This is a genomic window from Paludibacterium paludis, assembly GCF_018802605.1.
Taxonomy (GTDB): Bacteria; Pseudomonadota; Gammaproteobacteria; order Burkholderiales; family Chromobacteriaceae; genus Paludibacterium; species Paludibacterium paludis.
Genome location: NZ_CP069161.1, coordinates 3,466,830 through 3,493,778, shown reverse-complemented (window position 1 = coordinate 3,493,778; position 26,949 = coordinate 3,466,830). Strand labels below are relative to the sequence as shown.

The 26,949-nt window shown below is 61.0% G+C and carries 21 protein-coding genes, 2 tRNA genes and 3 rRNA genes; 20 read left to right on the top strand and 6 right to left on the bottom strand.

The genetic code is table 11. The features are described from left to right. Positions 1 to 156 precede the first annotated feature (156 nt). From JNO50_RS16185 to rrf, 5 genes are all read left to right on the top strand, one after another. Positions 157 to 1,694: ribosomal RNA gene (locus JNO50_RS16185) — 16S ribosomal RNA — on the top strand. Positions 1,695 to 1,759: 65 nt separating this feature from the next. Beyond that, positions 1,760 to 1,836, top strand: a tRNA-Ile gene (locus tag JNO50_RS16180). An 11-nt stretch (positions 1,837 to 1,847) separates the two neighbouring features. Then, positions 1,848 to 1,923, top strand: a tRNA-Ala gene (locus tag JNO50_RS16175). A 228-nt stretch (positions 1,924 to 2,151) separates the two neighbouring features. Further along, a 23S ribosomal RNA gene (locus JNO50_RS16170) occupies positions 2,152 to 5,045 on the top strand. A gap of 108 nt (positions 5,046 to 5,153) precedes the next feature. Next, a 5S ribosomal RNA gene (rrf, locus tag JNO50_RS16165) occupies positions 5,154 to 5,268 on the top strand. The 16S, 23S and 5S rRNA genes sit together here with 2 tRNA genes alongside, the layout of an rRNA operon. A gap of 258 nt (positions 5,269 to 5,526) precedes the next feature. Here rrf and pssA read toward each other — a convergent pair. Next, a complete protein-coding gene (pssA, locus tag JNO50_RS16160; RefSeq protein WP_189529852.1) occupies positions 5,527 to 6,870 on the bottom strand; it encodes a CDP-diacylglycerol--serine O-phosphatidyltransferase in 1,344 nt (447 codons plus the stop codon). Between the two features lie 168 nt (positions 6,871 to 7,038). Here pssA and JNO50_RS16155 point away from each other — a divergent pair, with 168 nt between their 5' ends. The 10 genes from JNO50_RS16155 to JNO50_RS16110 all read left to right on the top strand — a co-directional run bounded on the left by JNO50_RS16155 (position 7,039) and on the right by JNO50_RS16110 (position 17,769). After that, the gene (locus JNO50_RS16155) at positions 7,039 to 7,578 is read left to right on the top strand and encodes an RNA pyrophosphohydrolase (RefSeq protein WP_189529854.1); all 540 of its coding nucleotides are present in this window, start codon (positions 7,039 to 7,041) and stop codon (positions 7,576 to 7,578) included. A 151-nt stretch (positions 7,579 to 7,729) separates the two neighbouring features. Next, positions 7,730 to 9,694, top strand: coding sequence for a DNA topoisomerase IV subunit B (gene parE / locus JNO50_RS16150; RefSeq protein ID WP_189529856.1), 1,965 nt, complete (start codon positions 7,730 to 7,732; stop codon positions 9,692 to 9,694). A 38-nt stretch (positions 9,695 to 9,732) separates the two neighbouring features. Further along, complete coding sequence (hemE, locus tag JNO50_RS16145) at positions 9,733 to 10,794, top strand: uroporphyrinogen decarboxylase (RefSeq protein WP_189529859.1); 1,062 nt, start codon at positions 9,733 to 9,735, stop codon at positions 10,792 to 10,794. 407 nt (positions 10,795 to 11,201) lie between these two features. Beyond that, positions 11,202 to 13,367, top strand: a complete 2,166-nt coding sequence (locus JNO50_RS16140; RefSeq protein WP_229804450.1) for a primosomal protein N' — start codon at positions 11,202 to 11,204, stop codon at positions 13,365 to 13,367. A 1-nt stretch (position 13,368) separates the two neighbouring features. Beyond that, positions 13,369 to 14,775: a D-alanyl-D-alanine carboxypeptidase/D-alanyl-D-alanine endopeptidase gene (gene dacB, locus JNO50_RS16135; protein ID WP_229804381.1), complete on the top strand. Its 1,407-nt coding sequence runs from the start codon at positions 13,369 to 13,371 to the stop codon at positions 14,773 to 14,775. A 25-nt stretch (positions 14,776 to 14,800) separates the two neighbouring features. After that, positions 14,801 to 15,058: a glutaredoxin 3 gene (gene grxC, locus JNO50_RS16130; protein WP_189529863.1), complete on the top strand. Its 258-nt coding sequence runs from the start codon at positions 14,801 to 14,803 to the stop codon at positions 15,056 to 15,058. Between the two features lie 130 nt (positions 15,059 to 15,188). Next, the gene (secB, locus tag JNO50_RS16125; protein ID WP_189529865.1) at positions 15,189 to 15,644 is read left to right on the top strand and encodes a protein-export chaperone SecB; all 456 of its coding nucleotides are present in this window, start codon (positions 15,189 to 15,191) and stop codon (positions 15,642 to 15,644) included. Beyond that, positions 15,644 to 16,093, top strand: a complete 450-nt coding sequence (locus JNO50_RS16120) for an SH3 domain-containing protein (RefSeq protein WP_189529867.1) — start codon at positions 15,644 to 15,646, stop codon at positions 16,091 to 16,093. The genes secB and JNO50_RS16120 overlap by 1 nt, the downstream gene beginning before the upstream one ends. A 1-nt stretch (position 16,094) precedes the next feature. Further along, entirely contained in the window at positions 16,095 to 17,099 is a 1,005-nt protein-coding gene (locus JNO50_RS16115; protein ID WP_189529869.1) for an NAD(P)H-dependent glycerol-3-phosphate dehydrogenase, read from the top strand. Between the two features lie 76 nt (positions 17,100 to 17,175). Continuing rightward, a complete protein-coding gene (locus JNO50_RS16110; protein WP_189529870.1) occupies positions 17,176 to 17,769 on the top strand; it encodes a thioredoxin domain-containing protein in 594 nt (197 codons plus the stop codon). On the opposite strand, the gene JNO50_RS16105 is transcribed toward JNO50_RS16110, so the two are convergent. From JNO50_RS16105 to aroQ, 5 genes are all read right to left on the bottom strand, one after another. Then, on the bottom strand, positions 17,760 to 18,959 hold the full coding sequence (locus JNO50_RS16105; RefSeq protein WP_189529872.1) for a DUF3426 domain-containing protein: 1,200 nt from the start codon (positions 18,957 to 18,959) through the stop codon (positions 17,760 to 17,762). The genes JNO50_RS16110 and JNO50_RS16105 overlap by 10 nt on opposite strands. Before the next feature lie 6 nt (positions 18,960 to 18,965). Beyond that, positions 18,966 to 19,853: a 50S ribosomal protein L11 methyltransferase gene (gene prmA / locus JNO50_RS16100; protein ID WP_189529875.1), complete on the bottom strand. Its 888-nt coding sequence runs from the start codon at positions 19,851 to 19,853 to the stop codon at positions 18,966 to 18,968. Further along, the gene (gene accC, locus JNO50_RS16095) at positions 19,853 to 21,211 is read right to left on the bottom strand and encodes an acetyl-CoA carboxylase biotin carboxylase subunit (RefSeq protein WP_189529878.1); all 1,359 of its coding nucleotides are present in this window, start codon (positions 21,209 to 21,211) and stop codon (positions 19,853 to 19,855) included. The genes prmA and accC overlap by 1 nt, the downstream gene beginning before the upstream one ends. 89 nt (positions 21,212 to 21,300) lie before the next feature. Continuing rightward, complete coding sequence (gene accB / locus JNO50_RS16090; RefSeq protein ID WP_189529880.1) at positions 21,301 to 21,753, bottom strand: acetyl-CoA carboxylase biotin carboxyl carrier protein; 453 nt, start codon at positions 21,751 to 21,753, stop codon at positions 21,301 to 21,303. A 33-nt stretch (positions 21,754 to 21,786) separates the two neighbouring features. Beyond that, positions 21,787 to 22,260 carry a type II 3-dehydroquinate dehydratase gene (aroQ, locus tag JNO50_RS16085; RefSeq protein WP_189529882.1) on the bottom strand — a complete coding sequence of 158 codons (474 nt, stop codon included), beginning with the start codon at positions 22,258 to 22,260 and terminating at the stop codon, positions 21,787 to 21,789. A gap of 259 nt (positions 22,261 to 22,519) precedes the next feature. On the opposite strand from aroQ, the gene queA reads away from it, so the two are divergent. From queA to ubiB, 5 genes are read left to right on the top strand one after another with little or no spacing between them, the layout of a single operon-like run. Next, entirely contained in the window at positions 22,520 to 23,554 is a 1,035-nt protein-coding gene (queA, locus tag JNO50_RS16080) for a tRNA preQ1(34) S-adenosylmethionine ribosyltransferase-isomerase QueA (protein ID WP_189530812.1), read from the top strand. After that, positions 23,551 to 23,931, top strand: a complete 381-nt coding sequence (locus JNO50_RS16075) for a gamma-butyrobetaine hydroxylase family protein (RefSeq protein ID WP_189529884.1) — start codon at positions 23,551 to 23,553, stop codon at positions 23,929 to 23,931. Before queA ends, JNO50_RS16075 begins: the two co-directional genes overlap by 4 nt. Positions 23,932 to 23,949: 18 nt before the next feature. Next, a complete protein-coding gene (gene ubiE, locus JNO50_RS16070; RefSeq protein WP_189530814.1) occupies positions 23,950 to 24,684 on the top strand; it encodes a bifunctional demethylmenaquinone methyltransferase/2-methoxy-6-polyprenyl-1,4-benzoquinol methylase UbiE in 735 nt (244 codons plus the stop codon). 54 nt (positions 24,685 to 24,738) lie between these two features. After that, the gene (locus JNO50_RS16065; RefSeq protein ID WP_189529886.1) at positions 24,739 to 25,317 is read left to right on the top strand and encodes a ubiquinone biosynthesis accessory factor UbiJ; all 579 of its coding nucleotides are present in this window, start codon (positions 24,739 to 24,741) and stop codon (positions 25,315 to 25,317) included. Between the two features lie 5 nt (positions 25,318 to 25,322). Beyond that, a complete protein-coding gene (ubiB, locus tag JNO50_RS16060) occupies positions 25,323 to 26,855 on the top strand; it encodes a ubiquinone biosynthesis regulatory protein kinase UbiB (RefSeq protein ID WP_189529888.1) in 1,533 nt (510 codons plus the stop codon). Positions 26,856 to 26,949: the final 94 nt, after the last annotated feature.

Below are 26,949 nucleotides of genomic sequence, written 5' to 3'. Positions count from 1 at the left end.
TTCCTCTGCTGCAGCGAAGAGCGCGGCGCCGATCTTTAATAATGCGAATAACCGATAGGTGTGAGTGTTTGGCGAAGCCGACACTTGCACGGCAAGACAGAAATGAACCTGGTTTTGTTTCTTTGATCTTGCGTGCCAGAAGTAAAGTTAGCGATTGAACTGAAGAGTTTGATCCTGGCTCAGATTGAACGCTGGCGGCATGCTTTACACATGCAAGTCGAACGGCAGCACAGGAGCTTGCTCCGGGTGGCGAGTGGCGAACGGGTGAGTAATGCGTCGGAACGTGCCGGGTAATGGGGGATAACGCAGCGAAAGTTGTGCTAATACCGCATACGCTCTGAGGAGGAAAGCGGGGGACCTTCGGGCCTCGCGTTATCCGAGCGGCCGACGTCTGATTAGCTAGTTGGGGGGGTAAAGGCCCACCAAGGCGACGATCAGTAGCGGGTCTGAGAGGATGATCCGCCACACTGGGACTGAGACACGGCCCAGACTCCTACGGGAGGCAGCAGTGGGGAATTTTGGACAATGGGGGCAACCCTGATCCAGCCATGCCGCGTGTCTGAAGAAGGCCTTCGGGTTGTAAAGGACTTTTGTCGGGGAGCAAATCCTGCCTGTGAATAGCGGGTGGGGATGAGAGTACCTGAAGAATAAGCACCGGCTAACTACGTGCCAGCAGCCGCGGTAATACGTAGGGTGCAAGCGTTAATCGGAATTACTGGGCGTAAAGCGTGCGCAGGCGGTTGGACAAGCTTGATGTGAAAGCCCCGGGCTTAACCTGGGAACGGCATTGAGGACTGTTCAGCTAGAGTACGTCAGAGGGGGGTAGAATTCCACGTGTAGCAGTGAAATGCGTAGAGATGTGGAGGAATACCGATGGCGAAGGCAGCCCCCTGGGATGATACTGACGCTCATGCACGAAAGCGTGGGGAGCAAACAGGATTAGATACCCTGGTAGTCCACGCCCTAAACGATGTCAATTAGCTGTTGGGGGTTTGAATCCTTGGTAGCGTAGCTAACGCGTGAAATTGACCGCCTGGGGAGTACGGCCGCAAGGTTAAAACTCAAAGGAATTGACGGGGACCCGCACAAGCGGTGGATGATGTGGATTAATTCGATGCAACGCGAAGAACCTTACCTGCTCTTGACATGCCAGGAACGCTGCTGAGAGGCGGCGGTGCCCGAAAGGGAGCCTGGACACAGGTGCTGCATGGCTGTCGTCAGCTCGTGTCGTGAGATGTTGGGTTAAGTCCCGCAACGAGCGCAACCCTTGTCATTAGTTGCCATCATTAAGTTGGGCACTCTAATGAGACTGCCGGTGACAAACCGGAGGAAGGTGGGGATGACGTCAAGTCCTCATGGCCCTTATGAGCAGGGCTTCACACGTCATACAATGGTCGGTACAGAGGGTCGCGAAGCCGCGAGGTGGAGCCAATCTCATAAAGCCGATCGTAGTCCGGATCGCACTCTGCAACTCGAGTGCGTGAAGTCGGAATCGCTAGTAATCGCAGATCAGCATGCTGCGGTGAATACGTTCCCGGGTCTTGTACACACCGCCCGTCACACCATGGGAGTGGGGGATACCAGAAGTGGGTAGGCTAACCGCAAGGAGGCCGCTTACCACGGTATGCTTCATGACTGGGGTGAAGTCGTAACAAGGTAGCCGTAGGGGAACCTGCGGCTGGATCACCTCCTTTCTAGAGAATGGCGACGTCAAGCGCTCACAACCTATCGGTTATTCGGAAGTTGGCAAGTAGAGACTGGGTTTGTAGCTCAGCCGGTTAGAGCACCGTCTTGATAAGGCGGGGGTCGTTGGTTCGAGTCCAACCAGACCCACCAGGACTCTGAAGGGGGGCATAGCTCAGTTGGGAGAGCACCTGCTTTGCAAGCAGGGGGTCGTCGGTTCGATCCCGTCTGCCTCCACCACAGTGCAAATCAAAGAGGATGGGAAGGGATCCGTCGTTTTTGATTTGCGTTGTAGCCAACGCGTTGATCTTTAACAAATTGAGAAGCTGATATGTAAAGTTCACCGATCCGGAGGAATCCGGGTGGGTGCGACTTGGGTAGATGATTGTATCGACGTGACGGTCTTGAAGGGGATCGTGACGTGTCGCGAAACTGGAGTCTGGGTGGTTTAGGCTGTTCAGATGATAGGGTCAAGCGATTAAGTGCATCTGGTGGATGCCTTGGCGATCACAGGCGATGAAGGACGTGCAAGCCTGCGAAAAGCGTGGGGGAGTTGGCAATGGAACATTGATCCCACGATGTCCGAATGGGGAAACCCGGCCCTTAGGGGTCATCCCTTCCTGAATATATAGGGAAGGCGAAGCGAACGCGGAGAACTGAAACATCTAAGTACCCGCAGGAAAAGAAATCAACCGAGATTCCGCCAGTAGTGGCGAGCGAAAGCGGAATAGCCTGTACGAGATAGTCGCGGCGTTAGTGGAAGGCTCTGGAAAGGGCGGCCATAGTGGGTGATAGCCCCGTACACGAAAACGTGGCGATGAGACTAGGCGTACGAGAAGTAGGGCGGGACACGCGAAATCCTGTCTGAAGATGGGGGGACCATCCTCCAAGGCTAAATACTCGTGATCGACCGATAGTGAACCAGTACCGTGAGGGAAAGGCGAAAAGAACCCCGGGAGGGGAGTGAAATAGAACCTGAAACCGGATGCATACAAACAGTGGGAGCCCTTGAAAAATGGGGTGACTGCGTACCTTTTGTATAATGGGTCAGCGACTTACGTTCAGTAGCGAGCTTAACCGAATAGGGGAGGCGTAGGGAAACCGAGTCCGAACAGGGCGACTGAGTTGCTGGGCGTAGACCCGAAACCGAGTGATCTATCCATGGCCAGGATGAAGGTGCGGTAACACGCACTGGAGGTCCGAACCCACTAGTGTTGCAAAACTAGGGGATGAGCTGTGGATAGGGGTGAAAGGCTAAACAAACTCGGAGATAGCTGGTTCTCCCCGAAAACTATTTAGGTAGTGCCTCATGTATCACTTCCGGGGGTAAAGCACTGTTATGGCTAGGGGGTCATTGCGACTTACCAAACCATGGCAAACTCTGAATACCGGAAAGTGCGAGCATGGGAGACAGACGGTGGGTGCTAACGTCCATCGTCAAGAGGGAAACAACCCAGACCGCCAGCTAAGGTCCCAAATGATAAGCTAAGTGGTAAACGAGGTGGGAAGGCACAGACAGCCAGGATGTTGGCTTAGAAGCAGCCATCATTTAAAGAAAGCGTAATAGCTCACTGGTCGAGTCGTCCTGCGCGGAAGATGTAACGGGGCTCAAGCTTATAACCGAAGCTGCGGATGTGACTTAGGTCACGTGGTAGGGGAGCGTTCTGTAGGTCTGTGAAGGTGTCCTGAGAGGGATGCTGGAGATATCAGAAGTGCGAATGCTGACATGAGTAGCGATAAAGCGGGTGAAAAGCCCGCTCGCCGAAAGCCCAAGGTTTCCTACGCAACGTTCATCGGCGTAGGGTGAGTCGGCCCCTAAGGCGAGGCAGAAATGCGTAGTCGATGGGAAACGGGTCAATATTCCCGTACTTTTGCAAGGTGCGATGTGGGGACGGAGAAGGTTAGGTCAGCGGCCTGTTGGAATAGGTCGTTCAAGCTGGTAGACGGGCGTGGCAGGCAAATCCGCCGCGCTGTTAACGTCGAGAGGTGATAACGAGGGTCTACGGACCTGAAGTGACTGATACCCCGCTTCCAGGAAAAGCCACTAAGCTTCAGCCTTGCAAAAACCGTACCGCAAACCGACACAGGTGGGCAGGATGAAAATTCCAAGGCGCTTGAGAGAACTCAGGAGAAGGAACTCGGCAAATTGATACCGTAACTTCGGGAGAAGGTATGCCCCGGTAGATTGTAGAGCCTCGCGCTCGAAGGTCGAAGGGGTCGCAGAGAATCGGTGGCTGCGACTGTTTATCAAAAACACAGCACTGTGCCAACACGAAAGTGGACGTATACGGTGTGACGCCTGCCCGGTGCCGGAAGGTTAAGTGATGGGGTGCAAGCTCTTGATCGAAGCCCCGGTAAACGGCGGCCGTAACTATAACGGTCCTAAGGTAGCGAAATTCCTTGTCGGGTAAGTTCCGACCCGCACGAATGGCGTAACGATGGCCACACTGTCTCCTCCTGAGACTCAGCGAAGTTGAAATGTTTGTGAAGATGCAATCTCCCCGCTGCTAGACGGAAAGACCCCGTGAACCTTTACTGTAGCTTTGCATTGGACTTTGAACAGACTTGTGTAGGATAGGTGGGAGGCTGGGAAGTGTGGACGCCAGTTCGCATGGAGCCGCCCTTGAAATACCACCCTGGTGTGTTTGAGGTTCTAACCTTGGTCCGTGATCCGGATTGGGGACAGTGCATGGTAGGCAGTTTGACTGGGGCGGTCTCCTCCCAAAGTGTAACGGAGGAGTTCGAAGGTCACCTAGGTACGGTCGGAAATCGTGCTGATAGTGCAATGGCAAAAGGTGGCTTGACTGCGAGACCGACAAGTCGAGCAGGTGCGAAAGCAGGACATAGTGATCCGGTGGTTCTGAATGGAAGGGCCATCGCTCAACGGATAAAAGGTACTCCGGGGATAACAGGCTGATTCCGCCCAAGAGTTCACATCGACGGCGGAGTTTGGCACCTCGATGTCGGCTCATCACATCCTGGGGCTGTAGCCGGTCCCAAGGGTATGGCTGTTCGCCATTTAAAGTGGTACGTGAGCTGGGTTCAAAACGTCGTGAGACAGTTTGGTCCCTATCTGCAGTGGGCGTTGGAAGTTTGACGGGGGCTGCTCCTAGTACGAGAGGACCGGAGTGGACGAACCTCTGGTGTACCGGTTGTCACGCCAGTGGCATTGCCGGGTAGCTAAGTTTGGAAGAGATAACCGCTGAAAGCATCTAAGCGGGAAACTCGCCTGAAGATGAGACTTCCCTGGAGGCTTGACCTCCCTGAAGAGTCGTTCGAGACCAGGACGTTGATAGGTCGGGTGTGGAAGCGCTGTGAGGCGTTAAGCTAACCGATACTAATGGCTCGTGAGGCTTGATCCTATCATTTGAACAGCTTGGGTGAGCCCAGGCTGGCGACGCGATGCGTCATCGACCCGATACATACTCCCGCGACGCGCGGGCGGCTTCTTGATTTGTTGACAGTTTATGTCTGGCGGCCATAGCGAGGTGGTCCCACGCCTTCCCATCCCGAACAGGACCGTGAAACGCCTTAGCGCCGATGATAGTGCGGTATTCGCCGTGTGAAAGTAGGACACCGCCAGACTCCCCCCTCCAAGCCCTGACCCTACGGTCAGGGCTTTTGCCTTTCTGGCGGCCGGATTTCATGGCGCCGCCTCCCGTGCGGTTTTGATCTGTTGTGCCATCGACCTGGAGCGCAACCGCGGGAATGTGGCCGCGTCTCACCGGTTCGCGAACATCTGTCGGTAACTCCCCATGATGTGCGCGGTGAGTTGTGCGGTTTTCTTCGGCGTCAGAGCATTAAAAAAGCCGCCAGAAGGCGGCTTTCGCATAGCGGGCGGGATCAGAGTATCCGATAGAGCAGTCTGTCCACACGGACACGGCTCAGGCGGCTGATCAGCTTCTTCACCGGTTCCGGATAGTGCCGGACCGATTCCAGATCTCCGGCACGCTCGACCTTGCGGCAATGTGTCAGGATGTTGGCCAGCTCGGCTTCGTTCTGCGCCGAAAGTTCGCCATGCGGGTCTCTGAATAGCAAGGCGTTCTCCAAATCCAGCCTGAACGCTCTCGGGTTCAGGTTGTTGCCCGTGATGAGGGTGTAGCGATCATCGACCAGAATGCCTTTGAGGTGGTAACTGTTGTCCCCATGTTTCCACAGATGCAGGTTCAGCGATCCGTCGGCGATGAATTTTTCATGGCGTTTGGCAAAACGGCGCAGATTGATCTCATACAGATACGGCAACGCGCCGATCGCCTTGAACGGTTCATCGGGCGGGATGAAGAAGTCGTTGGCCGTCTTGTCGCCGACGATGATATCGACCGTCACGCCGCGGCGGAGCAGGCGTCCGATCTCGCGGGAGACGGGGCGCGGGAAGTTGAAGTACGGCGTGCAGATCACCACTCGCCGGGTCGCCGACGCCAGCAATTGGCACACCTGGCGGTTTAGGGGGTTGTTCTTGCCGACGCCGATGAGCGGGGTGACCGACAGGGTGCCGGGCAACGCGGTGGCGCCCGATGTGTCGTAGCGCAGTTTGACCAGGTTCGCGCGGAACTCCTTGATCTCGCGGCGGATCGCTTTTGTGGCCGGCGGATTGGGCAGATCGAGCCGGTGCACGGCGGGATTGCCGATAATGTGGCGCTGAACGAGGTCGTACATGCTGTCGGCCAGCGCGGCGCATTCGATGATGTGGTACCGGTCGAAGCGGTAGCGTCCCCGCCAGCCAAGATAAACATTGTTCAGGCTCGCGCCGCTGTAGATGACGCTGTTGTCGATAACGAAACCCTTCAGATGCAGGACTCCGAAGAGTTCGCGGGTCTGGGCCGGCACACCGTAAACCGGCACGATGCCGCCGTGCGCCTCGCAGACCTCGCGGTACCAGGCGGCGTTGCCGTCGTTGCGCGCCGCGCCTATCAATCCCCGCTGGCCGCGATGCCAGTCGACGACGACCGATATCGCCAGCTCCGGATTGCGTCTGGCGGCGTCGACGAGCGCGTCCATGACCTGATGCCCCGCTTCGTCATCCTGCAGGTACAGCGCGGTCAGGCAGATGCGTTCGCGGGCCTGGCCGATGGCCTCCAGTAGTCTTGCACGAAAATCTTCGGCGCTCATCAGCGTGGTGACGTCACCCGTCTTGAGGCCGAAGGCCGGAAGCTGGTCCAGTTGCGGACGAAGTAGGATTTGGGGCATCAGTTTTATTGTTCAGGCCATGCCATAAAGCAGACTATGGTATCACTACTGGCCAACAGGTGGCGTGCCGCGTGGTGATCATGCTGTCTTGTCGTGGCGCGGGCGCATGGCACAGGAGTCTGAAATGTGCAAAAATTCGAATAACTAGACGAATCGCAGGTTTTTTTCATGCTGGACCGGGACGGATACCGCCCCAATGTCGGAATTGTCCTTATCAATGCCCGCAATGAAGTTTTCTGGGGAAAACGGGTACGCGAGCATTCCTGGCAGTTCCCGCAAGGGGGCATCAAACCGGGGGAGAGTCCTGAGGCGGCGATGTATCGCGAGCTTTTGGAAGAAGTGGGTCTCTTGCCCCAACATGTCAAGATTCTTGGGAGAACCCGGGATTGGCTGCGCTATGACGTGCCCAGCAACTGGGTGCGCAGGGAGTGGCGCGGCAGTTATAAAGGCCAGAAGCAGATCTGGTTCCTGCTCAAACTCGTCGGTCGGGACTGCGATGTTTGCCTGAGGGCCACCAACCATCCGGAGTTCGATGGCTGGCGCTGGAACCGCTACTGGGCGCCCATCGATGCCGTGATCGAATTCAAGCGCGATGTGTACGAACGGGCGCTGCGCGAACTGTCGCGTTTTCTCAAGGGTGTGGAAAGCCGGGAGGATTATCTGACCAGCTTGCCCGGCGACAGGACGGACGCGGACTTGCCGACGTGACACCACGGTTGCCGTGTGCCAGCGTGTTTTCGGCCGGGAAGGGCGCGGCTCTCCCGGTTGGCGGGGCCATTGCGGGCGGTGATCGGCATGGCCTTCCTCCGCGATCGTCCGTTCGCGCCCCCATCCGATACAGACAAGAAATCTTTTCACGATGACCCAAAATTACGACGAATCTTCGGTTAGGGTGCTCAAGGGCCTGGAGCCCGTCAAGGAACGGCCGGGCATGTACACCCGGACGACCGACCCCACTCACATTTGCCAGGAAGTGATCGACAATGCGGCCGACGAAGCCCTGGGCGGCTTCGCGCGCAAGATCGCCGTGACGGTGCATCTGGACGGCTCGTTGTCGGTCGAAGACGATGGCCGTGGCATTCCTGTCGGTCTGCACCCTCAGGAAGGCGTTCCCGTCGTCGAGCTGGTTTTCACCCGGCTGCACGCGGGTGGCAAATTCAACAAAAAGGACGGCGGGGCGTACGCTTTCTCGGGCGGTCTGCACGGGGTCGGCGTTTCGGTGACCAATGCGTTGTCCACCCGCCTGGAAGTCGAAGTCAAGCGCGATGGCGGTGTCTGGCGCATGGCGTTCTCCGGCGGCGATGTGGTCGAACCGCTCGCCCAGGTCGGGGAGTGCGGTGCGAGAACGGCCGGAACGCGCGTGCGGGTCTGGCCGGACAGCCGCTATTTCGAGAGCCCTCGCTATTCGATGGCGGAGCTCGAGCGTCTTCTGCGCGCCAAAGCGGTGCTGCTGCCCGGTGTGTCCGTTTCTCTGGTTCACGAGAAGCCCGGCGGCGAGGAAGTGAAGGTCTGGCAGTATCCGGATGGCCTGAAGAGCTATCTTGCCGAATTGTGCAACGGCGACGAGCCTGTGGCTCCCCTGTTTGCCGGAGAAGCTTATATCGGTCCCGATCACGAGCAATTCGCTCCGGGCGAAGGCGCCCAGTGGGCGTTGGCCTGGTTCGAGGATGGAGCGGGCGGCGAAAGCTACGTCAACCTGATTCCGACCCCTGTCGGAGGAACGCACGAAGCGGGGCTGCGCGCCGGGGTGTTCGAGGCGGTGAAAAGCTTCGTCGACCATCACAACCTTTTGCCGCGCGGCGTCAAGCTGATGGCGGAGGATGTCTGGAGCAAAGTCCGCTTTGTCTTGTCCGCCCGCGTGCTCGATCCCCAGTTCCAGGGGCAGACCAAGGACAAGCTGACCAGCCGGGACGCGCTGCGTCTGGTCTCCTCTGTCAGTCGCGATCCGGTCGAGCTGTGGCTCAACCAGCATGTCGATGCCGCGAAAAAAATCGCCGAACTGGCTATCCGGCAAGCGCAGTCGCGCCTCAAATCGGCGAAGAAGGTCGAGAAGAAAAAGGGCTCCGGCGTCGCCGTGCTGCCCGGCAAGTTGACCGATTGCGAAAGCGAGGACATCGAGCGCAACGAGCTTTTTCTGGTTGAGGGCGATTCCGCCGGCGGATCGGCGAAGCTGGCTCGCGACAAGGAGTACCAGGCCATCCTGCCGTTGCGCGGCAAGGTCTTGAACAGTTGGGAGACCGACAAGGATCAGTTGTTTTCCAATGCGGAAATCCACGATATCGCGGTAGCCATCGGTGTCGATCCGCACCGGGCCGGTGACGAGGTCGATCTGACGGGGCTGCGCTACGGGAAAATCGCGATCTTGTCCGATGCCGATGTCGACGGCTCGCACATCCAGGTCTTGTTGCTGACGCTGTTCTACCGGCATTTCCCTCGTTTGATCGAGCTGGGCCATATCTATATCGCCCAGCCGCCTCTTTTCCGGGTGGATGTGCCCGGGCACGGCAAGAACCGTCCGCCGCGCAAGCTTTACGCTCTTGATGAGGCGGAGATGAACGCCATTCTGGATCGTCTCGCCAGCGAAGGCGTTCGCCCTGGGTCGTGGAGCATCAGCCGCTTCAAGGGGCTGGGCGAAATGAATCCGGAGCAGCTCAAGGACACCACGATGCATCCGGATACCCGCCGGTTGTCGCGGGTCAGGGTGCGCGCCGACGCCATGGAGACAACGCGCGTCATGTTCAATATGCTGATGGGCAAGGGCGAGGCGGCCGGTCGCCGCAGCTGGATGGAAGCGCACGGCAACGAAGTCGAAGCGGATATCTGACGGTATAATCGCCCTACTCTGCAAACAGGTAAATGAGAATGACATCCTTGAAGAACGATACCTTCCTGCGCGCGCTCCTCAAAGAGCCTGTCGACTATACCCCCGTCTGGATGATGCGCCAGGCCGGACGTTATCTGCCCGAGTACCGTGCGACCCGCGCTCGCGCCGGTGACTTCCTGTCGTTGTGCAAAAGTCCCGAGCTTGCGACGGAGGTGACGCTGCAGCCGCTGGACAGGTTTCCCCTGGATGCGGCGATCCTGTTCTCCGATATCCTGACCGTGCCCGATGCCATGGGGCTGGGGCTGTATTTCGCAGAAGGCGAGGGGCCCCGTTTCGAGCGTCCGGTCCGTACCGAAAGCGATGTCGAGGCGCTGTTCGCGCCGGATCCGTCCGACAAGCTTCGCTACGTTCTCGACGCGGTGACATCGATCCGCCGCGCGCTGGATGGGCGTGTGCCGCTGATCGGCTTCTCGGGCAGTCCGTTCACGCTCGCCTGCTATATGATCGAGGGAGGCGGCAGCGCGGACTTCCGACACGTGAAGGCGATGCTTTACTCCCGTCCGGAGCTGTTGCACAAGGTGCTCGAGGTGAATGCCCGTGCGGTCACCGCTTACCTGAATGCCCAGATCGAGGCGGGTGCCCAGGCGGTGCAGATTTTCGATACCTGGGGTGGCGCGCTCTCGCACGATGCCTACAAAATCTTCTCGCTCGCCTATATGAAGCGCATCGTGGATGGCCTGATCCGGGAGAAAGACGGACGTCGTGTTCCCTGCATCGTATTCACCAAGGGAGGCGGGCAATGGCTGGAAGCGATCGCCGACAGCGGTGCCGATGCGATCGGTCTTGACTGGACGACGGACATCGCGGAGGCGCGCCGCCGTGTGGGTGATCGTGTCGCCTTGCAGGGCAATCTGGATCCGAATGTACTGTTCGGATCGCCGGACGGTATTCGCCAGGAGGTGAGGCGCATCCTGGCCGCGTACGGGCAAGGATCCGGCCACGTGTTCAATTTGGGGCACGGTATTTCGCAGTTTGTCGATCCCGAGCATGCCGGCGTGCTGGTGGAGGCGGTTCATGGTTTGTCCCGCCGCGCGGGGTGAAGGGGTATCCGATGTGAATGCGCCCAGGCGCGGAGCGGTTTTCGGGATGTCTTGACCAGCCGGCTCCGTCGTGTGCAAAAATGCCGCGCTGCTTGCGCGGCATTTTTTCTGGCGGGTATTGACAGGGGGGCGGAGTGTCGTTCCACGACTTATGCACACGTTGAGGCGGTTAAGTGGAACAACGTAGAGAGAAAAAACCTGTCTTTTGCGCGGCGTTGTAACTCATTGAAAATAAACGACTTTAATGTTTGCTTAAAAAATATGCAATCTAATGGAAAGGCCGGTCCGCCGCCTTTCCTGATTATGGTCAAGGTATTATTCACAAAGTTATCCACAGGAACTGTTAACAGCTGGCGCAAAGGCTTGTCAGCGCTGGTTTTTGGGAGCGATGGAAAAAATTGGGCGAAGTGCAAACCGTTGAAGTCGCGGTCGATGTCCCTCTTCATGGAACGTTCACTTATCTGGCCCGGGAGGCGCTGATTCCCGGGCAGCGTGTCCTTGTACCGTTCGGTCGGCGCAAGGTGTGTGGCATTGTTGCTAACGCGATACCCCGAGAGGGTGTGGAAGCGGACCGTCTCAAAGAAATCGAGGCGAGTCTGGCCGGCGTGCCGCCGTTGCCTCCCGAGTTCTTCTCCATGGTCGAGTTCGCCGCCCGTTACTATCACTATCCGTTCGGGCAGGCCCTGTTCACCGCGCTCCCGACCAGCTTGCGGGAGGCGCGCGATGTGGTGCTGCCCGACGAGACGCTGTATGCCCTGACCGACCGGGGGGTGTCCGAGCCGCCCCCGGCGCGCCAGACCGCGCGCCGGGCCTTGTGGCAGGCACTGTGCGACGGCCCCATGACGATTGCCCGGATCAAGTCGGCCATGCCAAGGGCCGGCGCCGTTGTCGCGGACTGGCTGGATCGGGGATTGCTAAAACGCGAAACCCCGCCGTCCGTTCCGTTCGAAGTGGCCACCGTACCGGTCCTGAACGATGAGCAGGCGGCGGCGCTGGCTGCCTTGTCCTCCGGCGAGGGATTCCGCGCATGGGTGCTGCAGGGAATTACCGGCAGCGGCAAGACCGAGGTTTATCTGCGACGCATCGAAGCCGAACTGGCGGCCGGGCGTCAGGTGCTGATCCTGGTGCCCGAAATCAACCTGACCCCCCAACTGGTTTCGCGGTTCGCCGAACGTTTTCCGCGAACACGCATGGCGTTATTGCATAGTGAACTGTCGGATGGCGAGCGTTTGCGCGCGTGGGTGGACGCCTGGCAAGGCCGGGCCGGCATCGTCATCGGCACGCGCATGTCGGTGTTCGTGCCGTTGCCGAAATTGGGACTCATCATCGTCGACGAGGAGCACGACGGTTCGTTCAAACAGCAGGATGGTTTGCGCTACCACGCCCGGGATCTGGCGGTGTGGCGGGCGCGCCGGGATAAGGTGCCTGTTGTGCTGGGCAGCGCCACGCCCAGTCTTGAAACGGTGGCCAATATCCGCGCCGGCCGCTACGAACGCGTGAGCCTGACCCGTCGCGCGCATGGCAAAGCCAGCCTGCCGGTCATTCATCTGCTCGATGTGCGTCACCTGAAGCGTGTCGAAGGATTGGCCGAGCCGGCCATTGACGCACTGCGCCGGCGCATCGAGCGCCGCGAGATGAGTCTTGTGTATATCAACCGGCGCGGTTTCGCTCCGGTTGTGGCGTGCACGGAGTGCGGCTGGATATCGGGTTGCCCGGGCTGTTCCGCCCGCCTGGTCGTCCATCTTCTCGAGCGGGTGCTGCGCTGCCACCATTGCGGTCACGAGGAGCCGGTTCCGCGTGCCTGCCCGTCATGCGGCAACATCGACATCAAGCCGCTCGGCGAAGGAACCCAGCGCCTTGAGTCGGCGTTGGAGCGAATGTTTCCGGAGGCGCGCGTGCTGCGCATCGATCGGGATACGACGGCGCGCAAGCATGCCTGGGATGCCATCTACCGGCAAGTGCATGCCGGAGAGGTCGATATCCTGGTCGGAACCCAGATGCTGGCCAAAGGGCATGATTTTGGCGCGCTGAGTCTGGTCGTGGTGCTCAATGCCGATGGCGGACTGTATTCGGCCGATTACCGCGCCGGCGAGCGGTTGTTTTCCCAGTTGGTGCAAGTCGCCGGCCGGGCCGGCCGAGCGGATGTGCCGGGCGAGGTGCTGGTGCAAACCCAGTGGGCGGAGCACCCCTTGTACCAGGCGCTGCGCGCGAACGACTTCGACGGGTTCACCGAAACGCAGCTTGCCGAGCGCGAGGCGGCGGGCTTCCCTCCCTCCACCTTCCAGGCCGTGCTGCGGGCCGACGCGCCGCGGCTTGGCGATGCCTGCCGCTTTCTCGAGTCGGTGTCCGCCGATGTCGCCGGGCGGCACCCTGCCGTACTGTTCTCCGGACCCGCGCCGGCGCTGATGATGCGGCTGGCCAATCGGGAGCGGGCCCAGCTGATTCTCGAGGCGCAACGCAGGGCCGAGTTGCACGCGTGCCTTGACGAGTTGTCCGCCTGCGCCGCCGATCTGGCGCGCCGCGCGCCGCGCGCCTTGCGCTGGTCTTTGGATATCGATCCGCAGGAGTTGTAGCATGTTCCGTTTCTTCTTTGTTGTGATCGCCGTGTGTTTTTCGCGAGCATCGGGCGCCGGCCCGATGCCCGACCTGCACGGTCTTGACCCGGACAGCGTCGCTGTCTACGCCGCTCCGGTTGAAGGGGGCGGGGTGCCGGTCGTCTGGCGCGAGAATGCCTCGGTGAATCCGGCCTCCACCATGAAGCTCCTCACGGCCTGGGCCGCGTTGTCCCGGCTCGGACCCGACTACGTATGGCGCACCGATCTGGTGGCGGACGCTCCGGTCGTTGATGGTGTGCTCAAGGGAGATCTTTATTGGGTCGGGCGGGGCGATCCACGGTTTTATCTCGACGATTTGCAGGCGCTGGTGTCCAGATTGCGGGAGCGTGGCGTTCGCGCGATCGAGGGGCGGCTGGTTCAGGATCGCTCCGCGTTCAACCGGATCGCCGGTTCGGACGATTTCGACGCCGATGAGGGGCGGGCGTTCGCCAGCCCGCCTGACACCCATTTGACCAACCTCAACGTGGGGTGGCTGACTTTCTATAATGATGCCAGCGGTCCGCGGGCGGCCCTGGAGCCGGCATTGCCGGAGGTGCCGCTGACTGTGCGATTGACGTCCCGGCCCGGTTCGTCCTGCGCGAATGTGCGGGATTATGTGTCGATCCGGCATGACGGGCGCGGAGTGGTTGTGGAGGGGCGTTTGCCGGCAGCCTGTGATGGGGCGCGCACCTATGTTGAGCTGATGGATGCGTCATCCTTCGCTCACGCCTCTTTCGCCTGGGCTTGGCGCAAAGCTGGCGGAGAAGGGGCGCTGCCGGCCGGCAGCGGCAAGGCGCCGGTCGGCGCGCGCGTGCTGGCGAGCATTGATTCCCCGACGCTGTCGAGAATTCTTCCTGACATGCTCAAGCACAGCAGCAATCCGATGGCCCGTCTGATTTTTCTGACGCTTGGACGTGAAGCGCCCGTTGACGGCGATGTGGTGGATGGCGCGGAGGCGTGCGTGCGTGAACACTTGCTGGCCCGGGGTATCGATGCCACGCCGCTGGTGCTTGAAAACGGCTCGGGGCTGTCGCGGCGCGAACGGGTTTCCGCCCGCTTGCTTGGCGAAGCCCTGATCGCCGCGCTGCGTGGAGCCGAAGGCGCGGATCTGGCGGCCAGCCTGCCGGCGGCCGGCGGCGAGGGTACCCTCAAGCGGCGCTTTCCGGCGCTGGGCGGACAGCTTCGCCTGAAGACCGGATCGTTGCGCGATGTCCGGTCGCTCGCCGGATTCTGGCAGGCGGCCGATGGCCGCCGCCTGGCGATTGTCGTCGTGGTCAACCGCGCCGACCCCGGTCGCGCCGTGCCCGCGATGGACGCCATTGTCGCCGACCTGGTCGGGCGGTTTTCAGCCGCGCCCGATGCCGCACAGGCGGGTATAATGAAATGATTGACCTTAGAGAAAGCCGTGTTTCATGAAAGCCGTCAAAATGTATACCACGGCCGTTTGCCCGTATTGTGTGAGAGCCAAGCAGATTCTTGCCTCCCGCGGGGTGACGGCCATCGAGGAAATTCGCGTCGATCTGGACGCCGATGCCCGCGAAGCGATGATGTCGATCACCGGCCGCCGCACCGTTCCGCAGATTTTTATCGGGGAGACCCATGTTGGCGGATGCGATGACCTCCAGGCATTGTTGCAGGCGGGCAAACTGGATGTTCTGCTGGCCGATTGATGTCATTTGAATGATGTTGGCGGTCCGGTCGATTCATGCGATCATTCGGGGGAAGTCGCGGCCGCAAGGCCTGCTATTCCCCATATTTCAACCTGAACCCGCCCCTCGGGGGCGATGAGTGAGACTCACGATGAGCGAACAGCAAGACGATCTGCAACCCGTTTTCTCCATTGAAAAACTTTACACCAAGGACATGTCCCTGGAAGTGCCGAATGCCCCCCAGGTATTCCTCGAGCAAGCCCAGCCCGAGATCGAAATGCAACTGTCCACCGAGGGCAAGCAGATCGATGATGGCTTCTATGACGTGAGCCTGTCCCTGACCGTTACCGCCAAAGGCGGCGACAAAACCGTGTTCCTGGTCGAAGTCGTGCAGTCCGGCATTTTCCAGATCCGCAACGTTCCGACCGAAGACCTCGACCCGATCCTCGGCGTGGCCTGCCCGAACATCCTGTTCCCGTACGCCCGCGAAACCGTATCGAGCGTCGTGAACCGCGCCGGATTCCCGCCGGTTCTGCTCAACCCGATCAACTTCGAAGCCATGTACATGCAGCAGCGTGCGCAGCAGGCGGAAGCGGGTAACGCCTGATGAAGCGTCGGTGTCTCGTTGCCGCCCTCGCCATGGCCGCGGGAGTGTTTTCCGCGTCCGCGGGAGCCCTGGAATTCCGTTCGGTCAAGGAAACCGGTGTGGCGTTGTACGAGGCACCGTCCCTGACCGCGAAAAAACTCTTCGTGGTCAGCCGCTACTACCCGGTGGAAGTGCTCACCAGCCAGAAGGAATGGTCGCGGGTTCGCGACGCGACGGGCGGTATCGCCTGGATTCCGACGGCTGCCCTGTCTTCCCAGCCGATGCTCCTGGTGGTGACGGACAAGGCTGAGGTGCGCGCGGCGGCGGACGGGGCCGCGAACGTGCTGTTCACCGTGCCGCGCGACGGCGTGGTGGAAATGCTCGCTTCGCCTTCGGCCGGATGGGTGAAGGTCCGCCACCGCGACGGTGCGCAGGGGTTCGTGCGCATTCTGGATGTGTGGGGGCTGTAACATGAAACTCGCGATATTGGGGGCCGGCGCCTGGGGTACCGCACTGGCCATGGCGTTTGCCCGTCACCACGATACGATATTGTGGGGTCGCAATGCCGACCATGTCGCCCAAATGTTGGCCGAGCGCTGCAACCGGCGCTATCTTCCCGGTCAGACTTTTCCCGAGTCGTTGTCGCTGACCGCCGATCTTTCCGTTGCCCTGAACGGCGCCGAACTGGTGATGATCGTCACGCCGATCGCCGGTCTGCGCTCCACGCTCAAGGCGCTGATGTCCGGCCGGGCGACCTTGCCCCCGGTTGTCTGGGCCTGCAAGGGATTCGAGGCGGGCTCCAGCCTGCTGCCGCATCAGGTGGTGGCCGAAGAGTTGCCTTCCTCCGTGCCCTGCGGCGTCTTGTCCGGCCCGAGTTTCGCCAAGGAAGTGGCGGCGGGTTTGCCTGCCGCCGTGACCCTGGCATCCGACCATTCGGGATTCGCCGCGTCCGTGGCGCGAGAGCTTCATAGCCCGTTGCTGCGGATCTATGCGAACGAAGATTTGATTGGTGTTGAGGTCGGCGGCGCGGTGAAGAATGTCATGGCCATCGCGACCGGTGTCGCCGACGGCCTGGGGTTCGGTCTGAATGCGCGGGCAGCCCTGATCACCCGGGGTCTCGCGGAGATCACCCGCCTTGCCATTGCCCTGGGCGCGAGTCAGCAGACCATGATGGGGCTGGCGGGCATGGGGGATCTGATCCTGACCTGCACCGGCGAGTTGTCGCGCAATCGTCAGGTGGGGCTGAAGCTTGCCGAGGGCAAGCCGCTGGATGTCATTCTCGCCGAACTGGGACACGTGGCCGAAGGCGTGCCGACGGCTCGCGAGGTGCTCACCATGGCCGAGCGCCTCGAAGTGGACATGCCGGTGACGGCCGCGGTGTGCGGTTTGCTCTATCATGGAGCGGAACCGGCTCGCGTGGTCGACGACCTGCTCAATCGCTCCCCCAAGTCCGAGTCGGGCAGCGCGCTCGACTGATCCTTTCGCTTCTCTGTATTCCGCTTGCAATTTGGCTGTAAAAGGCCAAACATGATAGGAAACCGGGGAGAATGCCATGGTTCAGCATCGAGTCCTTTACGGTGAGGAAATCCTGCCCGTGACGGGAGAGTTTCCGGAAGCCGGATCTCATCTGCCAAGTTTCATGCTGGTCGACGACCAGTTCAACGATTTGCCGCTCGAGCACTTCAACGGCCAGCCCAAAGTCATCCTCACGCTGTTGTCCATCGATGAGAACGAACATGGCGGTTTGCGCCTGTTGCGGGAAACACGGCGGTTTCTCGAGCGCTGGCCGCAGTTGCAGCTGGTCGTGATTTCGGTGGACTCGCCATCAAGTCTACGGCGGGCGAGGAAAGAACACGGATTGCCCGGCGTCGCGCTGCTCTCCACTCTGCGCGGAAGGGATTTTCACAAGCGCTACGGTGTCTTGATCAGCGAGTATCCGTTGGCCGGATATACCGCGCCCGCCATCATTCTGGCGGATGGCCGGGACGAAGTGTTCTATTCGGAGCGTCTGCGCGATACGCTGGATGACTTCAACTTCGATACGATCGCCGCGATCCTGGCCGAGGCGGAAATCGAATCGATGCAAACCGCGGAGAATGGCGCCGCGGCCCGCGAGGAGGGCGGCGGCAAGCGGGGTCAGGGGTAGAACCAGTAGATGCTGTAGCCGCGCGGCCTGATCGGGCCCGCGTCGAACAGGATGTCGACCCGGGCTTCGGTGTTGGCATTGAATCGGCCAAGCTTGAAGTCGTCGGCTTTCAGGTATTCTTTGGGTGTGAATACCTTGCGCACCAGCACCTGGTCATCGCCATCCTTGAGCGTCAGTTCCATCATTGGCCAAGCCTGCGGGTAGGGCGCCCGGTTGCGTACCTTCGCCTGCAATTGCAGAACATTGGGGTGATCGGGCAATTGCGGACAATCCGACCATTCCGTTCTGATGTATTGCAGATCCGTCGGCAGCGCGACGGTGCAGCCGAACGCCTTGCAGGCGGTCTCGAGCGCCGGGCGCAGTTCGGGCACCTCGGCGCCTATGCGTGTCCGGTTCAGGTAAACCAACTGGCCGGCAAGCAGTGTCAAACCGACAACGCTCGCGGCGACCAGCAGGGTGGTTTTCCACCAGGCGCGGCCGGTCGTCGGCGTATCGACAGGATCCATCGCTGTGGCGAATGACAGGGCGGGTTCGTCCCGAGCGGGCGTGAACGGCTCCGCGAACGGTTCATTCTCGCTCATTGCGGCGGGTTTGGCCGCGGTGCGCCGCGTGTCGAAAATGGCCGGCGTCTCGTCTTCGTCATCCTCTTCGCTTCGCGTGTCCGCCTCATGACTCGGCGGCGGAACGAAGGTGGAGACCGGTTCCGCGAACGGATCGCCGATCGGCGCGTCCGGCGAACGGTCGTGATGGGGGACGGCCGGGGTGTGCAATGCGTCGCTCAGCGCGCGCTGGAACGCATCGATGTCTTCGGGCGTGGGGGCGGCGCTGTCATCGGATGGAGGGGGAAGCTTTTCCTCTGCCATCTCATCGGTGCGCTCCGCCGCGAGACGTTCCGCCTCCGCTTCGGCGCGCGCGGCCTCGGGGTCGAAGTCGGGCACCTCGAGCTCGAAATCGTCGAGCTCTTCGGCGGGCGTGCGGTGCTCCGGCAGGTGGGCGTGCGGTGTCTCCGGCTGCGGCGCGGGCGCTTCCTCGTCAAGCCGGGGCGGTTCCGGTTGCTCGACGAGGTGGAGCGTGGCGTTGAAAACGTGTGAACAGCGCCCGCAACGGACCAGTCCGCCTGCGACGGCAAGTTGGGCGTCGTTGACTTTGAAGCGGGTCTGGCAATCGGGGCACTGTGTGGTGTAGGTCATACGTTTTTAGCGTCGGGTTCCTGTCAAGCGTGTCCAGCCCTCGTCAAACACCGGAGGGTCCATGTCGAACCACGCGGAGTAGATCGCCGAAAGTTCTTCGGCCTGCTCCGCGAGAATGCCCGACAAAACGATTTTACCACCGGTTCTGACATGATTCGCCAGTAATCCTCCCAACATGCGCAACGGATTGGCCAAAATGTTGGCCAGAACGATATCGCTTTTCTCGTCCGGCAACTGGTCGGGCAGGCAGAAACGGGCCGTGACCGAATTCTGGCTGGCATTGTCGATGCTCGCACGCACCGCTTGCGGGTCGATGTCCACCCCGACCGCGCGTCCGGCGCCGAGCTTGAGCGCGGCGATCGCGAGAATGCCCGAGCCGCAACCATAGTCCAGCAGGCTTTCTCCTCCGCGGATGTGCGCGTCCAGCCACTGCAGGCAAAGACGGGTCGTCGGGTGGCTGCCCGTGCCGAATGCCAGGCCCGGGTCGAGTTGCAGGTTGACCGCTTCCGGAGCCGGTGCGTCGTGCCAGGTGGGGGTGATCCACAGCCGGTCGGAGATCCTGATCGGTTCGAATTGCGCCTGGGTCATGCGAACCCAGTCCTGCTCTTCGATACGTTCGACCGAGAACGGGGGGGGGGCGATCTGGCAGGCGTTGCTCGCCGCGGCGATCGTCAGCGCCACGTCGGCGCCTTCCTCGAACAGGGTGATGATGCGGCTTTGGCGCCACATCCGGTCCACCGGTTCGCCAGGTTCCCCGAAAATCGGCTCTTCCTGGGCTGTGCCGGCGAACGCGTCCTCGATGGCGGAAGACAGGGCGCCGACGTCCATCAGCGCGTCAGCCAGGCGTTCGGCGACGGCGGAATCCGCTTCGATGGTTGCTTGCTGCCAGGCCATCAGGCTTCCCCTTTCTTCAGTTGCGAGAGTCTCTCTTCAAGATAGTGGATGCTGGTGCCTCCGCGCTGGAAAGCGGCGTCGATGAAGAGTTCCTGGTGCAGGGGGATATTGGTTTTGATGCCGGATACGGCCATTTCCGACAGGGCGACGCGCATGCGCGCCATGGCCTGGTCGCGGGTGTCGCCGTAGGCGATCAGTTTGCCGATCATCGAGTCATAATGCGATGGCACCGTGTAGCCCTGGTAAATGTGCGAGTCGATGCGGATGCCCGGGCCGCCGGCCGGGTGGTAGCCTTCGATGCGTCCCGGGGAGGGGATGAAGGAGAACGGGTCTTCGGCATTGATCCGGCACTCCATCGCATGGCCGCGCAGCACCACATCATGCTGTTTGTAACGAAGCTTCTCGCCGGCGGCGATACGGATCTGTTCCTGCACGATGTCGATGCCGGTGATCATTTCCGTCACTGGGTGTTCGACCTGAACGCGGGTGTTCATTTCGATGAAGTAGAAGCCACCGTTCTCGTACAGAAACTCGAACGTGCCGGCCCCGCGGTAACCGATGCGGCTGCACGCTTCGGCGCAAACCTTGCCGATCTGCCCGCGCTGTTTGTCGGTGATGCCCGGCGCCGGCGCTTCCTCGATGATTTTCTGGTGGCGGCGCTGCATCGAGCAGTCGCGTTCGCCAAGGAAGATGGCGTTGCCGTATTCGTCCGACAGAACCTGGATTTCGATGTGCCTCGGTTGTTCGAGGAATTTTTCCATGTACACCGTCGGGTTGCCGAACGCCGCTTGCGCCTCGGCCCGGGTCATGTTCACGGCGTTGATCAGCGCGGCTTCGCTGTGTACCACGCGCATGCCGCGTCCGCCTCCCCCGCCGGCGGCCTTGATGATCACCGGGAAACCGATCTTCTTGGCCGAGCGGACGATTTCCGCCGGGTCGTCGGTCAGCGCGCCGTCGGAGCCGGGGACGCAGGGTACGCCGGCGGCGATCATGGCGTCCTTGGCGGAAACCTTGTCGCCCATCAGGCGGATGGTTTCCGGGCGCGGACCGATGAAAACGAAGCCGGACTGCTCGACACGCTCGGCGAAGTCGGCATTTTCCGAGAGGAAACCGTAGCCGGGGTGAATCGCCTGGGCATCGGTCACTTCGGCGGCCGAAATGATGGCCGGAATGTTGAGGTAGCTCTTGGCCGAAGGCGCCGGTCCGATGCAGACCGATTCGTCGGCGAGCTTGACGTATTTGGCTTCGCGGTCCGCCTCGGAGTGCACGACCACGGTTTTGATGCCCAGCTCGCGGCACGCACGCTGAATGCGCAGTGCGATTTCGCCGCGGTTGGCGATCAGGATTTTTTCAAACATGGCAGGATCGTCCATAGTGTGGCGCGACAAACGACAAGGGCACGGATCTGTGTCGTGCCCTGTCGTTCCCGGCCGTGTCGGTCAGGGACTTATTCAATGATGAACAGCGGTTCGCCATATTCCACCGGCTGACCGTCCACCACCAGGATGGCTTTCACCGTGCCGGCGCGGTCCGCTTCGATTTCGTTCATCAGTTTCATCGCTTCGATGATGCACAGGGTATCGCCGACATTGACCTGACTGCCGACTTCGACAAACATCTTGGCGCCCGGGCTCGGGGAGCGGTAGAACGTGCCGACCATGGGCGACTTGACGGCGTTGGACAGATCGGGCGCCGCCGGGGTTTCCACGGCGGGTGCGGCCGCGGGAGCCTGCACGGGCGGGGGGACCTGGACGGCGGTCATCGGCTGGGCGTAGGCCAGCTGGGCGTTTGCGGTGACGCGGGTGATGCGCACCTTTTCTTCGCCTTCGGTCACTTCGAGTTCGGCGATGCCGGATTCTTCGACCAGATCGATGAGTTTCTTGAGTTTACGCAGATCCATTAGGGTCATCCTTCGGAAGCTATGTTCGTGACGTCACTGGTGCGCGGGCGAGTGCGCGAGCGCGTAGGCCAGTGCCAGTTCGTAACCGTGGGCGCCAAGACCGGCGACGACTCCCTCCGCGATATCGGAGAAATAGGAGTGGCGGCGGAACGGTTCTCGGGCGTGAATATTGGAGAGGTGGACTTCGACGAACGGAATCCTGACCGCCGAGAGCGCATCCCTCAGGGCGACGCTGGTATGGGTGAAGGCAGCCGGATTGATGATGATGAAATCGGTGCCGTCGCTCATCGCTGCGTGGATTCGTTCCACCAGGACATGCTCGGCGTTGCTTTGCAGGGTGGTTAACCGATGACCCTGGGCCGTGGCCAGCTTCACCAGATTCCGGTCGATGTCTTCAAGTGTTTGACTGCCGTAGTGCTCGGGTTCACGGACCCCCAACAGGTTCAGGTTGGGGCCGTGCAGCACAAGTATGGTTCGGGCCAAAACTTGAGTTCCTCGTTTAATCATGGGCGCGAGTTTGCCGCAAATGGCAGCAAGATGTCTAGCTTTTACTGAAATTCAAACGGATGTTTGTCAGTGTTTTGCTATTGTCATTTAACGGGACCGAGCAGATACACTAATTGATGTCGGCGGCTTCGGCAAGATGCCATTGTGGCCTTCTTTGCGGAAAACCCTTTGATCTGATGCAAATGACTATCAACGGAGCATCTGCCCGCAAGGGGTGAGTCGCGGGTATAATCAGTCCATTTGAACGTCCGTGACGACCATGCAGCTTGCCGATTTCGATTATCACCTGCCCGATCGCCTGATCGCCCAGCATCCTCCCGCCGTACGCGGGCAGAGCCGACTTTTGCATGTGGACGGCCCGAATCTGACCGATGGATGCTTCGATGATTTTCTGGGGCGGGTGTCGGCCGGAGACGTGCTGGTGTTCAACGATACCCGCGTGGTGAAAGCGCGGCTGTTCGGCGAGAAGGCCTCGGGCGGCCGTGTCGAGGCTCTCATCGAACGGGTGACCGGCCCGCATGAAGCGTTGGCGCATGTGCGTGCCTCCAAATCGCCGAAACCGGGTACCACCCTGATCTTTGCCGGACGCTGGCACGCCACGATGGTCGAGCGTGCCGGCGATCTGTTCCGCCTGCGTTTCGAGGAGGGGGAGTCGGTCTACGACATCATGGAGGCTTCCGGAAGCCTGCCGTTGCCGCCTTATATCGACCGCAGCGCCGACGGCGACGACGACAGCCGCTATCAGACCGTGTATGCCCGCGAACAGGGCGCCGTCGCGGCGCCGACCGCCGGGCTGCATTTCACCGAATCGATGCTTCAGGCGCTCGAGGAAAAAGGTGTGGAGCTGGCGTGGGTGACGCTGCATGTGGGCGCGGGTACCTTCATGCCGGTGCGCGTCGACGATATCGCCGATCATGTGATGCACAGCGAACGCTATGAGATCCCCGTCGCCACGGTCGAGTGCATCGCCCGCGCCAGGCGCGCCGGGCGCCGCGTGATGGCGATCGGCACCACGAGCGTGCGCGCGCTGGAGTCCGCGGCCCGTTCGGGCGAGCTGGTCGCCGGCCGTGGCGAGACCGATATTTTCATTACGCCGGGATACCGGTTCCGCGTGGTCGACCGGCTCCTGACCAATTTCCACCTGCCCAAGTCCACCTTGCTGATGCTGGTGTCGGCGTTTTCCGGGTTTGAAACCATGCGCGAGGCCTACCGCCACGCGGTGGAGCACGAATACCGTTTCTTCAGTTACGGGGACGCGATGCTGCTGGAAAAGCGCGAAGGTACCGGGCGATGAGCGCCGCGCCGCTTCCGGTGGAAATCTGCCTGCACGCCGTCTCGAAAACCCTAGAGGTCGGGTTCGACGATGGTCGGCGGTTTTCCCTTCCGGCGGAGTACCTGCGCGTACGCTCGCCGTCGGCGGAGGTGCGCGGCCATGGCGTCGGAAATGAAATCCTGCAGACCGGCAAGCGGGGCGTGGCGATTCTGTCCGTCGAACAGGTCGGTCACTACGCGCTGCGCCTGGTGTTCGACGACGGGCACCGCAACGGGTTGTATACGTGGGAATACCTTTATGAGCTGGGCACGCGCCAGTCGGAATACTGGCAAGCCTATCTGACCCGACTGGACGAGGCCGGCGCCAGCCGCGACCCCGATCCATCGGCCTTCTCTTGAACGAGTACGGGCATGACAATGGATAAAACGACACATTTCGGATTCAAAACGGTTTCCGAAGGCGAAAAGGCCGGCAAGGTCGCCGAGGTTTTCCATTCGGTGGCGCAGAAATACGATGTGATGAATGATGTCATGTCGGGCGGAATGCACCGTATCTGGAAGCACTTCACGCTGAATACCTCGGGCGTCGGCCCCGGCGACAAAGTACTGGACATCGCCGGCGGCACCGGCGATCTGGCCCGCGGCTGGGCGCGCCGGACCGGCAAGAGCGGCGAAGTGTGGCTCACCGACATCAACAGTTCGATGCTGACAGTGGGGCGCGATCGCCTGATGGATGAGGGGCTGATTCTTCCCGTTTCGCTCGCCGATGCGGAAAAACTTCCTTTCCCGGACCGTTATTTCGATTGCGTCTCGGTGGCCTTCGGCCTGCGCAACATGACGCACAAGGAGGCGGCGCTCAAGGAAATGCGCCGCGTGCTCAGGCCGGGCGGACGTCTGCTGGTGCTGGAGTTTTCCCGCGTGTGGAAACCGCTCGCGCCCTTCTATGATCTGTATTCCTTCAAGGCCTTGCCGCTGATGGGCAAGCTGATCGCCAACGATGCCGAGAGCTACCGTTATCTGGCCGAGTCGATCCGCATGCACCCGGATCAGGAAACCCTCAAGGGCATGATGCTCGACGCGGGATTCGACAAGGTCGATTACCACAACCTGACCGGCGGCGTGGTGGCCTTGCACAAGGGCTACGTGTTCTGATTTTCCGGACGGGCGGCGACCCGTTCCGGGGATTCCCCTATTCGTGAGGTCGCGATGCGTATTGGACTGGCCGTATTCAATCACCTGCTCAAGCAGACTCCCGAGGCGCGCGCCATGCTCGCGGCGCACGCCGGACGCCGTGTGGCCTGGCGCGTGCCGCCCGTTCTCGTCAGCGGCGTCGTCACCGGCGAAGGCTGGCTCGCCGAATGCGACGGCGAACCCGAAGCGGTGCTCGCGCTTTCCCATGCCGCCGTTCTGTCGGCCCTCGCCGGCAAGGATCCGGCGCTGTCGGATATCGCCATGGAAGGGGACGCCGAGTTGGCCGGCGAACTGGCCCGGATTTCGGGGCGGCTTTCCTGGCATTGGGTCGAGGATCTCTCCCGCCTGGCCGGCGATGCGGCGGCGAGCCGCGCCGAGCGGGCCGTGCGGCGGATGGCCGGTGCGCGTGGCGAGATCGTCTGGCGCCTGGCCGAGTCCTGGATCGAGCATCTGCGCGACGAAGCACCGCTTTTGGCCCGCAAATCCGATGTCGATGCCAGCGTGACGGCGATCGATGAATTGCGCGACGACTGCGAGCGTTTCGAAAAGCGCTTGCGGCGCGCGGAAGATGCCCTGCAACGCCATTCTCACTGACGATTATGCGCCTCTCCCGTTCCTTCAAGATTTTTTCGACGTTCTGGCGCTTTGGCCTGGATGACTTTCTGCGCGGCCACAGCAGGCTGGGATTCGTTCATACTCTGCTGAGCTGGGTTCCGCTGCCGCGAGATACCTCGGCGCCCCTGCCGGCGCGCACGCGCGAGGCGTTGGAGTCGCTGGGGCCGATTTTCGTGAAATTCGGCCAGGTGTTGTCCACCCGGCGCGACTTGCTGCCCCCCGATTACGCCGACGAGCTTGCCCGGTTGCAGGACAAGGTGCCGCCGTTCGATGGCGCCGAGGCACGCGCCGTGATCGAACGCAGTTTCGGGTGTCCGGTCGAAGACGTGTACGTCGATTTCCAGGATGAGCCTGTCGCCAGCGCGTCGGTTGCCCAGGTGCACAAGGCATGGCTGAGAGGCCGGGATGGGGAGCGTGGGCGCGAGGTGGCCGTGAAGGTGCTGCGCCCCGGCATTTTGCCCGTGATCGAGCAGGATCTGGCCCTGATGCGCACGCTGGCAAGCTGGGTCGAGCGGTTCTTCGCCGACGGCAAGCGGCTCAGGCCTCGCGAGGTGGTCGCCGAGTTCGACAAGTACCTGCATGACGAACTGGATATGATGCACGAGGCGGCCAACGCCAATCAGTTGCGACGCAATTTCGTCGGATCGGACATGCTGATCGTGCCGGAAGTGTTCTACGACCATACCCGCCGCGACGTTCTGACGCTGGAATGGATGCATGGCACGCCGATCTCGCAGATCGAGCGGCTTCGGGCGGATGGGGTCGACCTGAAGAAACTGTCGCGTTTCGGCGTGGAGATTTTCTTCACCCAGGTGTTCCGCCATGGTTTCTTTCACGCGGACATGCACCCTGGCAACATTTTCGTCGCCGCCGACGGGCGCTACATCGCGCTGGACTTCGGCATCGTCGGCAGCCTGACCGACGTCGACAAGCATTACTTGGCGGTCAATTTCCTGGCGTTCTTCAATCGCGATTACCGGCGCGTGGCCACCGCGCACATCGAGTCCGGTTGGGTGCCCGCGGACACACGGGCAGAGGAGCTGGAGGCGGCGGTGCGGACCGTGTGCGAACCGATCTTCGAGAAACCGCTGTCGGAGATTTCCTTCGGTATGGTGTTGCTGCGCCTGTTCGAGACCAGCCGGCGCTTCAATGTCGAAATCCAGCCACAGCTGGTGCTACTGCAAAAAACCCTGCTGAACATCGAAGGTCTGGGGCGGCAACTGGATCCGCATCTGGACCTGTGGGACACCGCCAAGCCTTTTCTCGTCAAGTGGATGAACGAGCAGGTCGGCTGGCGCGGTTTCGTGCGTTCGCTCAAGCACGAGGCGCCGCAATGGGCGGCGACCTTGCCCCAGTTGCCGCGCAAATTCAACGAATTGGTATCGGCAAATCGCACGGAGCTGGTGGTCGAAGGGTATATGCACCTGATGCGCGAGCAGAAGCGGCAGAATTTCTGGCTGGCGCTGATCGCTATCCTGTTGGCGGTGTTGCTGATCAGCGGATGGCTGCATGGATGAGAACACGAGGGGCTGCGGCCCCTTTTTTCATGCTTGGCATGCTATATAATATATAATAATATATAATGTAAATGAACGTGTCGTGATCCATTTC